This is a genomic window from Gillisia sp. Hel_I_86 (assembly GCF_007827275.1).
Lineage (GTDB): Bacteria > Bacteroidota > Bacteroidia > Flavobacteriales > Flavobacteriaceae > Gillisia.
Map to the genome: position 1 here is coordinate 4,042,430 of NZ_VISE01000001.1, position 15,451 is coordinate 4,057,880.

The window sequence follows — 15,451 nt, forward strand, 5'->3', positions numbered from 1 at the left end:
GTTTTAAACTATTCAATTCTATTTACATCACTGCATCTACGCGCGCTTCAATAACATTTTCTATATTATCTGGAACCAGATTAAAAAAGTCGTACCCAGTTTTCATCTCGATATCATCTACTGTAGTTTTATACTGTGTCCAATCTGACGAAACGGACTGGCTATTTGGCATATCTATAGCAATAACCCGTGTATTTGTAGTCACACGGTTTACATCGTCATTACCATCTCCCATGACCATAATCACTTTCCAAGTATTGGAAGGAACTTGCACATTCCCGTTGGCTATATAGCTTGCCACTCCATTAGATCCATCTCCTCCGAGACCGTAACCTCCAGAGATAATATAAATTTCGTAGCCACCAGCCAACATAGAACGACAATAACTCTCTAAACTAGCCCAACCAATTCGATTATTGTTTGGAGCCTGAGGAATCATATTGGTCATAAAGAAAGTATTGGAATTGTCGTCCACAGATAAAGTTCTGTCTGCAGAAGGACACATATGCCCTCGATCGAATCCGCTAAGACTATAGTCATTCTGATTTACTTGATACCATCCCGAAGGAATTGTACTATCTGCTCTAAAATCATTTTGTCTCGCCGCACTGCCGAGCCATGCTTCATCCAAATGCCAGCTCACCCAGTTGGCTGTTCCCTTATCTCTGCTATAGGACATGGTATATTCTTCCCTTTCTAATAAATAATTTGTTGGAAAAGCAATATCAGTAACCGCATTAGAAGGATTTCCCATTGTTAGGTGAACTGCCCCACTCCCGGGAACTCCACCTCCTCCACCAGTACCGCCACCGGTTCCAGGATCTACTGCAGTACCATCTATAGTAAAGTCGTCTATATTAATTCTATCTCCATTTCCAGAAAGTTTTACAATTCTAAAACGAACTGCATCTACATAATTAACAGTATAACTCACATTTGTTAAAGAAGTACTTGCTGAAGTTACGGTTGCCCCTAATGTGGTCCAAGAGGCACCGCTATCTGTAGAAACTTGTAAATCCCAGGTACTTGCTCCATCGGTTCCATATACTGCATGATTAAAACTTATATTTTGTGCTCCAATTACATCAAATTCCATCTCTAAAGAACCTACATCTCTAATTCTAACAGATTTTAATCCTGTTTTAGCATCTCCCGATAACGATCCCACCAAAGCTTCTGTTAAAAGCCAATTTCCACTTGGGAATGTTACTGGACCTGATGCGTAGCTTCCTTTAGATCCAGACTCATAATCCTCTACTATAGTTCCCTCTGCAGGAGGAGCAGCTTGCGGGTTAGGCACCACCAATACATTATCTATATTTAATCTATTTGAAGACCCATCAGTTTTACGGATTTCAAATCGAACATTCCCGCTAACACTAAGGTTGAATATTGCAGTTTTTAAAGTTGTTTTATCCACGGTAATCGCGCTTCCCGTTTTCGTCCAGCTGGCACCTGCATCTGTGGAATAATATATTTCGAAGCTGGAAGTTTTATCTCTCCCGAATTTGCCGTAGTCTACGGAAATAGATTTGGCACCTTCTACAAGATCGAATTGCATAGTAAGACTTCCACTGTTTCTTATTCTTGCGGATCGCGAATCGGTTTTGCGATCATCTTTCAGAGAACCTATCAACGCATCATTAAAATACCAGTCCCCATCTGTAAAAGCAACAGAAGCTCCAGCATAACTGGTTTTTGAAACTCCTTCAAAGTTTTCTAAATAATTACCTTCTGCGGTAACTGTAAAATCGTAAGAAGTGATCTCTGCATTTGGGCTTACAAATTCTGTATCTTTTTCACAGGAAGTAAGAATAAATAAAAATTGAATGGCAAAGAGCCACTTTAGTAGGGAGAAATTTTTCATCGCTAAGATTGGTTAGATTAATTAGTACTGTTAGTTTCAACGAACTAAATTTCCTACATTTTTCCTGGCATTCTTAAAGCGCTCTTTAATTATTATTAAGTTTTTATTAACAATTTTAACTAATCAATAACAAAATATTTTTAAAATCAGAAATAATTATATAACTGATGGAATTATTTCATTACAATTTGAACCGCTGTCTAACCCCTAACAACAAAAATTATGGATTAAATGCAATGAAAAAATAATTGATGGTTTTTCTCAAAAAAATATAGAAACGCAACTTTCTTCGCAATAAAATGGAAGCGAAAATTAAAAATAGGGGAAGAAATTTTGGAGTTTATATATTCTAAATCAACAATCTAGTTTTCCATTATAAACTGTGTTAATGAATAATTTCAGAAATCAAGAAAGCTCAAAATTCGCTTCATTTATTAAATAACGAATATTCTTTTCGCCATGCTTTCGCAAATAGCTATTTAAAATTTTATGGGTGTGAAAAGTGGATTCCTGGAACTTCAAGAAAGGCTCATAATCTTCAATTGAAGCTATTTGAACTTCAGCACCTAAATACCCATAACCTTGATACCTTCCTTCTTTCACTAAAATAAAAGCCTCCTCTTCAAAATGCCTTCCTTTTTCCCTAATTACATAGGTAGGTTTTTCTTCTCCTAAACTTTGTATGGCTTCAGTTACTTTTAAATTATACTCTGCCACAGATTCAGAGCCGTCACACACCCCTTCACAATTCTTCAGCTTGTAATGGGAGCATTTTTTAGTACTTCTCTGTAAAGTACAATATCTGGGACATAGCCTAAAAATGTCACATAACAGCTCCAGTTTTTCGGTCGCTAAAGCCCTGTTGTAAAATGTCCCAACAGAATCCTGTATTCTTTTTGTCTTACCAATTCCAAGTTGAATTATCCCACGTTTATTTATATAACTAACGATCTGATAGGTAATTCCAGGACGCTTTTGTGCCCTATTGAATTTTGGATAGTGCTTCCTGATATATTCTGCTTCCAGCAACAATGCCATCAATTCATTTCCCGTGGTTTCATGATCTACATGGTAAGTTTCCTGTCCCAAATGATATTCTTTGCTCATCTTATCATAAAAGTGAGATAAAACCCGCTTTTTAATATTAATAGCCTTGCCTGCATAGATCACCTTATGCTGCTTGTCTTTGAACAAGTAAATCCCAGGTGTTTCAGGCAACTCATGAATTTGTTTTGCGGAAAGATGTGGTGGCAAGGTTGCTTGCTTAGAATGTGCATGCAAGAAAGAATTAAAAACCCTGCCTTCGGGATCCAAGGATAACAAGCGCTGAAACAAAATTACGGTAGCATCTGTATCCCCTTCTGCCCTATGTCTATTTACAAGTGGAATATTTATGGAATCGCACAATCGCCCCAAACTGTAAGAAAATAAGCCCGGAATCAATTTTCTGGAGAGACGCACCGTACATAACTTTTTACGGTTAAAATCGAATCCCAGCTGTTTGAATTCATTGCGCAGGACATTATAATCGAAATTTACATTATGTGCCACAAAAATAGCATCTCGCATAAAATCCTCTATCTCTTTGGCTACTTCATGAAACTTTGGTGCGTTCTCCACCATTTCATTATCGATTCCCGTAAGAGCCGTTATCTGAGTAGGAATGTGTTTTTCTGGATTTATAAGGGTGGTATATTTATCTAGGATCTCTCCCCCTTTAAGCCGCACAATACAAACTTCGGTAAGGCTATTTCCATTAATCCCACCGCCAGTGGTCTCTACATCTATTACCGCGAATAATTTATCTTTCATCTCATCAATTAGAAAGCTATAAAAGTAAGTATAATTAATTACAAAAAGGAATATATCCCAAATTTAGGATTTAATCCAATAAGAAAGCTGAATCCCAAAGATTCAGCTTTCTTTGGCTAATTCAATGATTAAAAGTTAATAAATTTAAAATTTACTTCAATCACATTTTTATTTCCATGTATACCTCCTTTGTTAAATGATTACTTTAAGATAGAGCAAAACGTATTCCGTAAATAACTATATATTAACAGATTACGTTAAACAACTAACATATATGCAACATTCAGATTCAAACTGCTCGAAGTGTTCAGAAAATGTGTTTCATTTAGTAGTAAGTGAAAATTAGTCAATTCTACAATTTGATATTTAGGAACCCTATTTAGACCTCAATATTTTTCAGCGCGGACTTAATGAGGCAAATTGCGATTATTGGAGCTGATCCCAGAGAAATTTTCGCACTCTAGGCTAAACTATACGTACTATATGATTAGAGTTTAATACCCCAAAACCACCTTTTAAAATCAAGAGGTGGTTTTGCAAAATTAAAATTCTAGACCTTCAAAAATAATGGAAGATCACACAAATTCTGTTTTTTCCAGCACTTTCGCTTCTGGGGTTCCAGATGATTCTGTAGTATTTAAATTTTCCGATTTCTCTTTTTCTCCCGAGAAATATGGAAATACATCTACAATAGGAGATTCGGTAATAGCAGGAATCGAGTAGTCTCCCATAGTATTATCCATAGCTTGAGTTGTATTATCAAAAGCCTCTTTTACATCATTTGCCTGAACCAAAATATATACATTGGTTTTTTTCTCCTTCCCACTATTTTCATCTAGAGCAATTAAAGAAACTTTAGATTTAAACCATCGATCGGAATTTTCAAAAGGATGAACCTCTGATAAATTAGACACTTTTATATTGGTAATTAAGACCTCTTCACTGGTATAGGCAGCCATTTCTTCTTTAATCCTGGTTTCTGCTTCAGTAAACGAAATTGCATCTAATAAATAAGTCTCTGTAGTAAGTTTTTGTTCTCCAGTTTCATGTGTTCTTCTATATTTTACTTTACACTCGTACCAAGTTGCGCTCATATCTTTATTTTTTGGATGCCAAATATAATTTTAAAAATAAGCTTAGAGGATAATCCTGCCAATAGATATTCACAATTTTATTTTTATCTAATTTTTAATCCAAAGCAACTAAAAAACTTACTTCGTTGCTTAAGTAAATCTCGATAAACACGCGCTGAATAGCGCACCTTTTATTTGATATTTGATAATCTCTTAATGGAGAGGGAGGAACTAACCAAAATTTCAATTTTAGACGTCTTCCAGATATATTTCATTGAATTTATTTTTCATTTCAGTATTTCCAAGCATGACTATTTCAGCTCCCCGGGGAAGGAGGGTATTTGCGGTTAGTAGTGTAATGACTTGTGGACCCTCTTTTATGGCAATGACTGAAAGTCCTGTTTTAGCACCTATGCCAGATTCTGCAAGTGATTTACCTTCTAAAGATTGGGGTGTCGGGGCTATAAACAACGTAATCCCTTCCCCGAGAATGGTTAGTTCCTGACCTTTGGAAATAGACAAAACAGCTTCAGAACCCAAAGTTGCATAACTCAATACAAAATTAGCTCCTGCCCTATGGATAATATCAATATTTCGAGCTTCTGTTATCCGGCTCACTATCCTTAATTCCTTGTTTAATTGTCGGCAATAGGATGCAAGATAAATATTCATGGTGTCATCATTGGTAGATAGCAATACCGAAGGAGCTTCCAATATTCCAGCTTTTTTTAGAAGTTCGTAATCCGAGGCCCGCCCAGCGAATACTTTATTACAAATATGGCGTGCTTTTTTGCAGATCTCCGGATCCTTATCAATTAGGTTCACCGGGATATCATTTTTATGTAGTAATTCTATCGCGGCCAGTCCTACTTTACCACCTCCAATTACCAGAACTGGATTAGGGTTTATATTGTGGTCATAGAAGAGTTCATCGATGCTTTGAAGTTGATCTTTATTCCCAATTATGACCAAAACACTTTCTAATGTTAGTTTTTTATTTACATGTACTGGTTTTAACCTACCTCTTTCCCAAATTGCTACTACACTAACCCCAAATTTTTGTCTTAATCCGGCCTCTCTAATGGTTTTAGAAACCAAATGAGTATATAGGACGGGCAATTCTGCAATAAACAGATCTTCATATTGTCCTATTGGTTGGGATTTTGCAAGTTGCGAATTTACCCTGTTGGCCAATTGTTCCCCAAGCCACCTTTTTACAGGTAATACATGATTGGCACCACTCAGTTCCTGTACATGCACCGATTCATCATCTGTTGCTATGGCTACAATTGGTATAGTAGGAGTTATAGCCCGGATAGTAAGAATGATCTTGGTGTTAAGAATATCATCCCTATTGACAACAAGCATTTTCGCATCCTTAATATTGGCAAGGATAAAGGTTTCCTGGCTATCCAATTCTCCAAATATTACGGGAACACCGTCATCATGATTTTCGAGCGCTATTGCGAGATCGTTTTCTATAATGTAATAAAGGGTATTCTCTTGCTTCAACCGTTCTGTGAGATCCCTTGCTATGACATCATAAGAACATATTAAAACATGGTTTTTTGTTCCTTTAGGAACTTGGCGGGGAACCCTATTTTTGGCTTGTGACTCTAAAAGTGGAACATAAAAATGCCTTATAAAGGCAAAGGGCAAAACAATCAATAACATAATAATTCCAGATAGCAGAACCACTATACTGAAAAGTCGGCCGATATCAGATTGGAATGTGATATCTCCAAAACCAAGCGTACTCATAACGGTAAGTGTCCAGTAAAAGCCTGTGACCCAAGAATGATCTTGACCTTCAACCTCTGTCATGATAATGTGGAAAAGGATGGAATAAATAAAGATAACAATTCCTAAAAAGGCCAAATACCTAATTAATATCTTCGAGTTTCTTTTAAAGTCCCTGTCCCTTAAATAATATACTAACTGACTACCTATAAATTTCATGATCTCTATTTCTAAACAGGGTTTGCAACTTGCCTATTTTAGGTTCTTAACCCATACAATTTAAGTTAAGATTTCTTAATTCAAGAAGAAAATCCATTTATACTCTTTTAAGCACCAAAAATATTCTTGCTTAAAAAGAGAGAAGGTATTTGAAGAAACTTGGGACGAAAAGATTTTAAATTGGATTATTAGGACTATTAGATTTATTATTAAATAAACTACCCCGAGGCAGAGCCGTCGGGGTATTCAACGGAAGAAAGTTATAACATTTTATGAAAACCATCTGTTTTCAAACTTTCCTCTAAAACCTCCGAGGCAGAGCCTCGGGGAATTCTATTGATTAAACCTCATTTTAAGCTGGAAGAAGATTATATTTTTCCGCTATTAGATCCAAAAAATCCATTAATAGCACGTGCTTTAGAAGAACATCGGCGGCTTGAACATCTTTTTCACGAGCACGAAAATATCCAAAATTCCCTAAGTCTTTTAAAAGAAGAGCTGGAAGCGCATATCCGTTTTGAAGAACGACTTTTATTTAATGAAATTCAGAAAATAGCCACGAAAGAAGAATTGGAGAAAATCAATAAAATACATCTCAATACAGATTCCGAGAAAATTTATGAGGATTTATTTTGGGAAAAAAGATAATTCTTTATAAAAGAACAACTCTATTTCTGACAATTTTGTCATTTTATGATAAATATCATATTTTACGTTTCAAGGGTTGTTGAAATTTGAAAAAATTATTAAAATTAGAAACCTGTAATAATGGAAAATTTAACAGAAAAACCAATCGGACAAATAGTAGCAGAAGACTACCGAACCGCACAAATTTTTAAAAACCACAAAATCGATTTTTGTTGCCAGGGAAACAGGAGTATCCAAGAGGCAGCAGATAAGAAGAAACTAGATGCCCAAGTATTGATCAATGAAATAAAAGCAGTACAACAAGGCAAACAGGAAGGTACCATCGATTTTAAATCTTGGCCTTTAGACCTCCTTGCGGATTATATCGAGAAAAAACACCACCGATATGTAGAGGAAAAAATCCCAGTATTAAAGCCTTACCTTGAAAAATTATGCAAAGTACACGGGGAGCGCCATCCCGAACTGTTTGAAATCACTGAACATTTCAACAAATCTGCCGGCGAACTTGCAGCGCACATGAAAAAGGAAGAAATCATCCTTTTCCCAGCAATCCGTAAAATGGTGCAGGCAAAACAAACGGGCAGCAAGCTGGAGAAACCTCATTTTGGGACTGTTCAAAATCCCATCCAAATGATGATGGTGGAACACGAAACCGAAGGCGAACGCTTTAGGCTAATTGATGAATTGAGCAATAATTACACTCCGCCCCAAGATGCGTGCAACACCTACCGTGTTACCTTCGCATTGCTTCAGGAATTTGAAAACGACCTTCATAGACATATACATTTAGAGAACAATATCCTGTTCCCAAATTCTGCACAACTGGAAATGGAGCTATCTAGTGAAAATTAAATTTTTTGTCGCAAACCTAAACCTAACAGGGTTTTATCCCGAATAACTATCGGGACCTGTTGGGTTTTCTTATCTAAAATCAATTTATATGTCTAAAGAAAAGAAACTTTGGATAGCCTTTGGGCTAATTGTTAGTGTTTCCTTTGCCGTATTGGGATATTATGGCTTCGAAATTTATCAAAAAGCACCCCCTATGCCAGATCGAATTGTAAGTTCGGATGGTAGGGTGGTTTTTGAAGGCCAGGATATTAAAGACGGACAAAATGTATGGCAAAGTATGGGAGGCCAGGAAGTAGGCTCTATTTGGGGGCACGGTGCCTATACCGCTCCAGACTGGACGGCAGACTGGTTGCACCGGGAAGCATTGTTTATCCTGAACTACTGGTCCGAGGATGAGTACTCGATACCTTATGAAAATCTTGGCAGTGAACAACAAGCTGGCCTGGAACGCCGCTTGCAGATAGAAATGCGTGAAAACACCTATTCCCAAGCAAATAATACAATCACAATTTCTCCAATCCGGGCAAAAGCTGTGGAGTATTTGAACAGTTATTACAAAGGCCTGTTTATGGAAAATCCCGAGTTGGATGAGCTTAGGAATAATTATGCCATCCCCAAGAACTCCATAAAAGATGAAACCAGGATGCGACAAATGACCGGCTTTTTCTTTTGGGCTTCCTGGGCGGCCATCACAGAAAGGCCAGGATCTGATGTTACCTATACACATAACTGGCCACCAGATGACCTTATAGGCAATAAAGCAACAGGGGATCTACTCCTTTGGACTGGCTTTAGCATTATCCTGCTTCTCTTCGGAATTGGAATGATGATTTTTTACCACGCCCGCATAAAAGAAGAAGAGCAGCCGGAAAGGCCGGTCGAAGATCCTTTGATGAGGCAAACCATCACCCCATCCATGCTCGCCGTCAAGAAATACCTATGGGTGGTGAGCCTGCTTATTTTGATTCAGGTAACCTTTGGGGTTATAACTGCCCATTATGGCGTGGAAGGCGATGCTTTTTATGGCTTTAAATTGGCGGATTTTCTACCATATTCTATATCCAGGACCTGGCATGTACAACTGGGGATCCTTTGGATCGCCACAGCTTGGCTGGCCACCGGTCTATATATTGCTCCTGCAGTTTCTGGGAAAGATCCAAAATATCAAACATTTGGGGTCAATTTCCTTTTTATCTGCCTCCTTATTATTGTACTTGGATCCATGGCGGGACAATGGATGGGCGTAATGCAAAAACTTGGGCTGGTCGAAAATTTCTGGTTTGGACATCAAGGCTATGAATATGTGGATCTTGGCCGTTTTTGGCAAATCTTTCTATTTATAGGATTGTTTGTTTGGCTAGCACTTATGGTTAGGCCTCTCCTTCCGGTGATAAGAAGTAAAACCTCAGAAAAGAATTTATTGATCATGTTTTTGGTTTCTTCAGCAGCCATCGCGTTGTTTTATGGAGCCGGCTTAATGTGGGGGCGACAAACCAACCTCGCCATTGCCGAATACTGGCGCTGGTGGGTGGTGCACCTTTGGGTAGAAGGCTTTTTTGAAGTTTTCGCTACCGTGGTTTCGGCGTTCCTCTTTGTAAGGTTGGGCCTACTGCGTACCAAAACTGCAACGCTTAGTGTGCTTTTGGCAACTATCATTTTCTTGTCTGGAGGGATATTGGGAACTTTTCATCATCTTTATTTTAGTGGAACTCCTACCGCGGTCATGGCTCTTGGAGCAACTTTTAGTGCTTTGGAAGTAGTCCCGTTGGTACTTATTGGCTACGAAGTATATGAAAATTATATGCTTAGCAAGGCTACCCAATGGCTTAAAGACTATAAATGGCCCATATACTGCCTTATCTCAGTGGCTTTTTGGAACTTTCTGGGGGCTGGGATATTCGGTTTCATTATAAATCCACCTATCGCATTGTACTATATGCAAGGATTGAACACTACGGCAGTCCACGCGCATACGGCACTGTTCGGGGTCTATGGGATGTTGGGCATAGGATTGATGCTTTTTGTATTGCGAAGCCTTTATAGGTTTAAAGTTTGGAACAATAAATTACTAAGTTTCAGCTTCTGGTCCATAAACATCGGTTTACTATTAATGGTGTTATTAAGCGTTCTGCCTATTGGGTTACTACAAACAATAGCTAGTGTGAATGAAGGAATGTGGTATGCCCGTTCTGCAGAATTTATGCAGCAACCGGGGATGGATACCCTGAGATGGCTGCGCGTAATAGGTGATACTATATTTGCCATTGGGCTCGTAGCTTTTGTGTGGTTTGTCTTTACCATGAACCGGAATAAAGGAATCCCTATAGAAAAAAGGTAAAAGTTAAAAGAAAAGAAGGGGCGGTTTTAAAATCTAAATTATGCAGGAGAAATCAGGACCTGTAATTTGTTGGATTTAAACTGTCCCTTTTTATATTTACATCGAATAATTCTAATAAACTTGTCTATTTGTGCAGCTCTTAAAAAAACATACCAACATTGCCCTTGCCTATTTTTTGCTGGTGGGTTTAATGGGCGTGTTTTTAAGGCTATTTTATATTCTTCCAATTCCAGCGAATTACAGGTTTATAGTGCATGCCCATTCCCACGTCGCACTTTTGGGCTGGGTATATATTGCTTTGATCACTCTTATTTATAAGCTCTACTTCTCTGAAGTCCAAAAAACCCAACTCTATAAAAGAATTATATGGTTTACCAACATTTGTATCCTAGGAATGTTGCTCAGCTTTCCTTTTCAAGGATATGCTTTGTTTTCCATTGTTTTCTCTACACTTTTTTTATTGGCCACGTATTGGCTAGGATGGTTTTTTTTTAAACATATTCCAAAAAAATTTAAAAATACTCCCTCTTATGTATGCATAAAAGCCTCCATCTGGTATATGCTTTTCTCCAGTATTGGGCCCTGGACAATTGGAGGTATTATGTCTACTTTAGGAAGTACTTCTATCTGGTATAAACTTTCCATTTATTTCTATCTGCATTTTCAATATAACGGCTGGTTTATACTCGCGTTGGTAGGTGTTTTGTTCTATTTACTGGAACTTTTTTCCATAAAAATCGAGCAGAAAAAATTCAAAAACTTTTTTCTTCTGATCAACTTAAGCATTGTCCTCAGCTTTTTCCTTTCGGTTCTATGGACGAAGCCGCCGGCAATATTTTATATTCTAGCTGCTATAGGGGCGACAATCCAAGTAATGGCTTTCCTATATTTTTTCAGGATTGTTCAAAATGCATGGCCGATCCTTAAAAAGAGACTCTCTCCAATTGTTCTAAAACTTTTAAAGCTTAGCGGTCTTTTATTGTTTGTAAAAATTATTTTTCAGCTAATTAGTGCCATCCCCTATTTTGCCAACCTGGCCTTTCATTATAAAGATTTCGTAATTGGTTATTTACACTGGACTTTTCTGGGAGTAGTAAGCCTATGCCTGTTCGCTTTTTTGGAACATTTTAAATTGGTAAGGCTTAATGGATCCATAATGGCACTATATATTATCGGATTCGTCTTTTCTGAATTTCTCATATTTTATAAAGCCATGCAACTCTGGCTAAGATGGCCTGCATTTTCTGAACACCCTATTTTACTGTTGGTAATAAGTGCTCTTATCCCTCTAGCCGTGGGTGCTTTGATGACGAAAAATTTTTACTCAAAAATTAAGGTTTAAACTGGCAGAATTTAAGATTCATGGTTCCCCGAGCCTTAAAGTCATGTTTCATGTAATTCAGAAGAATATCGATCCCTTTTTGATCGGAAAATAATAAATTACTTATTTCCGATAATTTTGTCAGAAATAATAAAATAGTATACCTTTGCCATTATTAAATTCGTTTAAGGATGTTTTCAAAAGCTTGTGAATATGGTATTAAAGCCAGTACATATATAGCCCTGCAGTCACTGGAGGGAAAAAGGATAAGCCTTAAGAAAATTGCAAGTGCGATAGATTCCCCAGTTGCTTTTACCGCTAAGGTTTTACATCAATTAGCAAAACACAATATTTTGATTTCGGTGAAAGGCCCTTCGGGAGGATTTGAGATACCAAAAGAAAAAATAGATTCCATTAAACTTAGTGAAATTGTTTTTGCAATAGATGGGGATTCAATTTACATAGGTTGCGCCTTAGGATTCAATGAATGCAATGCCAGTAAGCCTTGCCCGTTACATGACAAATTTGTGGGTATTCGGGATGAACTTAAAAAAATGCTACGTAATACAAGTCTTTATGAATTGGCAACGGGATTGGAAGTTGGCCTCACTTACTTAAAAAGATAAAAATTTATAAATCTAGAACCGCATGGCAAGCCCGCCTGAATGTTTTAGACAGGTCTGGGGGAATTATATGCTCAATGAGGGATTAAAAAATGATAAAAAAGGCCTTAATATCCATTTTATGAAAATACTTCAATATATAATATTCATATCCACCCTGTTCTTACCGGAGATAATTCATGCCCAAAGCAAAAACATATCTACGGATAGTTGGATGACAAGCCCGGGAATATTAGGTACTTTTATATTGATCACCATTGTTATGGTGGTGGCAATTGCTATTTTTTTGATACGCATAAATTCCTATTTAGATTCAATTAAAAAGAAACAAGAGGTTAAATCCCGAACGGCTTTTGACGATGAGATTATCGCCATGGAAGAGGGGCAAATTGATACTATTCTTGGAAAGAGAAAAGCAGCACTTAACTATAGGCTAAAAGGAAATGAACTAAGTGGAGAAAATGAGGTATACGATAAAAAAGGATTGATCCAAAAAATCACTAACGATCCCAATAATGCATATTTCGATGAAAAGAAAAAAACTTCACTTAGTCTAGAAACCCCGGAACCCCTCAAGAAAATTGTTATTTATTACATTGGAGCAGCTATTGGCTGGCTGGTATTGGGAACTTTAATAGGACAATATTTGGGGATGAAATTTATTTGGCCCCAAATGGATAACCAATCCTGGCTTTCTTTTGGCAGATTACGCCCTGTACATACCAATATGGTATTTTGGGGCTGGTCTTCCCTGGCCATGATAGGACTGGGCTATTTTGTGATTGCCCGTACCTCCAATACTATAATATATAGCTATAAATGGGCATGGCGAGCTTGGGCGCTTATTAATTCCACAATAATATTGGGAAGCATTTTTCTAATGGCGGGTATAAATAATGGAGGCGGTGAATATCGTGAATATATTTGGCCGGTAATGCTGCTCTTTGCCATTGCTCTTGTAATCACTTTTTTTAACTTCTACAGAACGGTTGCAAATAGAAAAATTTCAGAAATATACATCTCCAACTGGTTTATTCTCGCTTCCTTAATATGGACTATTGTACTGGCCATTATAGGATATTTGCCCTTTTATCAGGATGGTTTGGGAGAAACCGTGATTCAAGGATATTATATGCACCAAGGCGTAGGAATGTGGTTCATGACTTTTACTCTAGGGCTGGTATATTACTATCTACCTTCTGCCTTGAACAAGCCTATTTATTCTTATTCCTTAGGGGTTTTGGCTTTTTGGACCCAAATGCTTTTTTATACGATGATTGGGACGCATCATTTTGTATTTAGCCCCCTGCCCTGGTGGTTGCAAACAACCGCCATAGTATTTAGCGCTGGAATGTTTATTCCTGTTGTTGCGGGGACCACAAATTTTTTCATGACGATGAAGGGAAGCTGGAGCCATATTTCCAAGAGTTATGTGTTGCCCTTTTTTCTGGTTGGAACCCTATTTTATTTTGTAGGCTCCACTCAAGGGAGCTTGCAGGCTTTTCGTTTTACCAATTACGTTTGGCATTTTACCGATTTTAATGTGGCTCACTCCCATATGACCATGTATGGTATAATTGCATTTTTTTTATGGGCGGCAATTTATGCCATTCTCCCAAAATTAACAGGCAAAGAACCACCTCAGGTACTAGTAGGCGCCCACTTTTGGATGGCATTTATAGGTCTTTTTGCATATATGGTTTCTCTTATGGCGGGTGGTACCTATAGAGGACTAAGCTGGATAGAAGGCAATGCTTTTATAGAGTCTGTAATATTGATGAAACCCTACTGGGTTTGGCGTGCAATTGGAGGCTCGCTCATGTTTGCTTCTCATCTTGTTTTTGCCTATAATTTCTATTATATAATCAAAGACCGAAAAACAGTTCCAGTACTTAAAAAAGATGGAGCGGTAGAAGAAATTACTGTTTAATATAATTTTTAAAAATGCTCAATTTCCATAAAGAACATAAAAACTTAGTGCTCACAGCCCTTATAATATTTGTGGCCTTAAGTATTCTTGTAGCAATAGTACCCGCTTTTCAAATGCAGGCTACGGTGCCCATACCTTCTCAAGAACCATTGACACCCCAAGAAAAAAAAGGACTGCGGGTGTATGTTTCAGAAAATTGTGCTGCCTGCCATACACAACAGGTCCGTGGTATAGCGATGGATGATATGTGGGGCGACAGGCCTTCCCTCCCTTCAGATTATTTTTACAGTAAACAACGTTTGGATGTATGGAGACAATCCCCTTCCCTTTTGGGCAGTGAGCGCACAGGTCCCGATTTAACCAATATTGGTGCAAGGCAACCTAGTGAGGATTGGCATTTAATGCATTTATATAATCCTCGTTCGGTAGTTTCAGAATCTATAATGCCATCCTATTCCTGGCTGTTCAAAGAAATGGATAGTACGGCAGTTACCCAAGATGATGTGATAATCCCTATCCCAAAAGAATTTTATAATAAGCCCGGTAAAAAAGTTGTGGCGACCCAAGAAGCTTTGCAATTGGTAGCCTATTTAAAATCATTAAAACAAACCAAATTGCCCGATGGAAGTGCCCCATTATTTATTCCGGCTTTAGAGAAAATTCAAACAGGAAATACGGAAGGCAGCAATAACAATGCTGGCCTTAGCGGTGAAAAATTATATAATACCAGCTGTGTTGCCTGCCATCAGGCAAATGGAAAAGGAATTCCAGGGGCCTTTCCTTCTCTGGTTGGAAGCGGATTTGTAAATGATGAAAATCCTGAAATGCTTATTAAAATTATCCTCCAGGGATATGATGCAAGAAGTGAATTTGGAGTGATGCCCCCTTTTGCCGATCAACTTTCCGATGCCGAAATCGCGGCCATTGCAACCCACGAGCGGACTAGCTGGGGTAATGATGCTCCTGCTGTTAAAGAAGAAGATGTGAAGAAAATAAGGGACTACATCAATAATGAATTAAACCAATAA

General features: G+C 37.8%; 11 protein-coding genes. 7 read left to right on the forward strand and 4 right to left on the reverse strand.

The window, feature by feature from the left end; all coding sequences use genetic code 11:
* Positions 1-22: 22 nt before the first annotated feature.
* The 4 genes from JM83_RS18015 to JM83_RS18030 all read right to left on the reverse strand — a co-directional run bounded on the left by JM83_RS18015 (position 23) and on the right by JM83_RS18030 (position 6,711).
* Positions 23-1,867: a DNA/RNA non-specific endonuclease gene (locus JM83_RS18015; RefSeq protein ID WP_144963474.1), complete on the reverse strand. Its 1,845-nt coding sequence runs from the start codon at positions 1,865-1,867 to the stop codon at positions 23-25.
* Positions 1,868-2,272: 405 nt separating this feature from the next.
* Entirely contained in the window at positions 2,273-3,679 is a 1,407-nt protein-coding gene (locus JM83_RS18020) for an exonuclease domain-containing protein (RefSeq protein WP_144963475.1), read from the reverse strand.
* A 575-nt stretch (positions 3,680-4,254) separates the two neighbouring features.
* The gene (locus tag JM83_RS18025; RefSeq protein WP_144963476.1) at positions 4,255-4,773 is read right to left on the reverse strand and encodes a DUF4494 domain-containing protein; all 519 of its coding nucleotides are present in this window, start codon (positions 4,771-4,773) and stop codon (positions 4,255-4,257) included.
* Between the two features lie 228 nt (positions 4,774-5,001).
* On the reverse strand, positions 5,002-6,711 hold the full coding sequence (locus tag JM83_RS18030) for a potassium channel family protein (protein ID WP_144963477.1): 1,710 nt from the start codon (positions 6,709-6,711) through the stop codon (positions 5,002-5,004).
* A gap of 336 nt (positions 6,712-7,047) precedes the next feature.
* Here JM83_RS18030 and JM83_RS18035 point away from each other — a divergent pair, with 336 nt between their 5' ends.
* The 7 genes from JM83_RS18035 (at position 7,048) to JM83_RS18065 (ending at position 15,451) form a co-directional block, all read left to right on the forward strand.
* The gene (locus tag JM83_RS18035) at positions 7,048-7,359 is read left to right on the forward strand and encodes a hypothetical protein (protein ID WP_144963478.1); all 312 of its coding nucleotides are present in this window, start codon (positions 7,048-7,050) and stop codon (positions 7,357-7,359) included.
* 120 nt (positions 7,360-7,479) lie between these two features.
* Complete coding sequence (gene ric / locus JM83_RS18040; protein ID WP_144963479.1) at positions 7,480-8,211, forward strand: iron-sulfur cluster repair di-iron protein; 732 nt, start codon at positions 7,480-7,482, stop codon at positions 8,209-8,211.
* 88 nt (positions 8,212-8,299) lie between these two features.
* Complete coding sequence (locus JM83_RS18045; RefSeq protein WP_144963480.1) at positions 8,300-10,549, forward strand: nitric-oxide reductase large subunit; 2,250 nt, start codon at positions 8,300-8,302, stop codon at positions 10,547-10,549.
* 130 nt (positions 10,550-10,679) lie between these two features.
* Positions 10,680-11,891, forward strand: coding sequence for a hypothetical protein (locus JM83_RS18050; RefSeq protein WP_144963481.1), 1,212 nt, complete (start codon positions 10,680-10,682; stop codon positions 11,889-11,891).
* A 170-nt stretch (positions 11,892-12,061) separates the two neighbouring features.
* Entirely contained in the window at positions 12,062-12,496 is a 435-nt protein-coding gene (locus JM83_RS18055) for an RrF2 family transcriptional regulator (protein ID WP_144963482.1), read from the forward strand.
* 118 nt (positions 12,497-12,614) lie between these two features.
* Positions 12,615-14,423, forward strand: a complete 1,809-nt coding sequence (locus tag JM83_RS18060) for a cbb3-type cytochrome c oxidase subunit I (protein ID WP_144963483.1) — start codon at positions 12,615-12,617, stop codon at positions 14,421-14,423.
* A gap of 14 nt (positions 14,424-14,437) precedes the next feature.
* A complete protein-coding gene (locus JM83_RS18065) occupies positions 14,438-15,451 on the forward strand; it encodes a cbb3-type cytochrome c oxidase subunit II (RefSeq protein WP_144963484.1) in 1,014 nt (337 codons plus the stop codon).

Coding starts and splice junctions, on each gene's coding strand:
- JM83_RS18030 (WP_144963477.1), bottom strand. CDS start 6,711: ATGAAATTTATAGGTAGTCAGTTAGTATATTATTTAAGGGACAGGGAC.
- JM83_RS18055 (WP_144963482.1), top strand. CDS start 12,062: ATGTTTTCAAAAGCTTGTGAATATGGTATTAAAGCCAGTACATATATA.
- JM83_RS18060 (WP_144963483.1), top strand. CDS start 12,615: ATGAAAATACTTCAATATATAATATTCATATCCACCCTGTTCTTACCG.
- JM83_RS18025 (WP_144963476.1), bottom strand. CDS start 4,773: ATGAGCGCAACTTGGTACGAGTGTAAAGTAAAATATAGAAGAACACAT.
- JM83_RS18045 (WP_144963480.1), top strand. CDS start 8,300: ATGTCTAAAGAAAAGAAACTTTGGATAGCCTTTGGGCTAATTGTTAGT.
- JM83_RS18020 (WP_144963475.1), bottom strand. CDS start 3,679: ATGAAAGATAAATTATTCGCGGTAATAGATGTAGAGACCACTGGCGGT.
- JM83_RS18065 (WP_144963484.1), top strand. CDS start 14,438: ATGCTCAATTTCCATAAAGAACATAAAAACTTAGTGCTCACAGCCCTT.
- JM83_RS18015 (WP_144963474.1), bottom strand. CDS start 1,867: ATGAAAAATTTCTCCCTACTAAAGTGGCTCTTTGCCATTCAATTTTTA.
- ric (WP_144963479.1), top strand. CDS start 7,480: ATGGAAAATTTAACAGAAAAACCAATCGGACAAATAGTAGCAGAAGAC.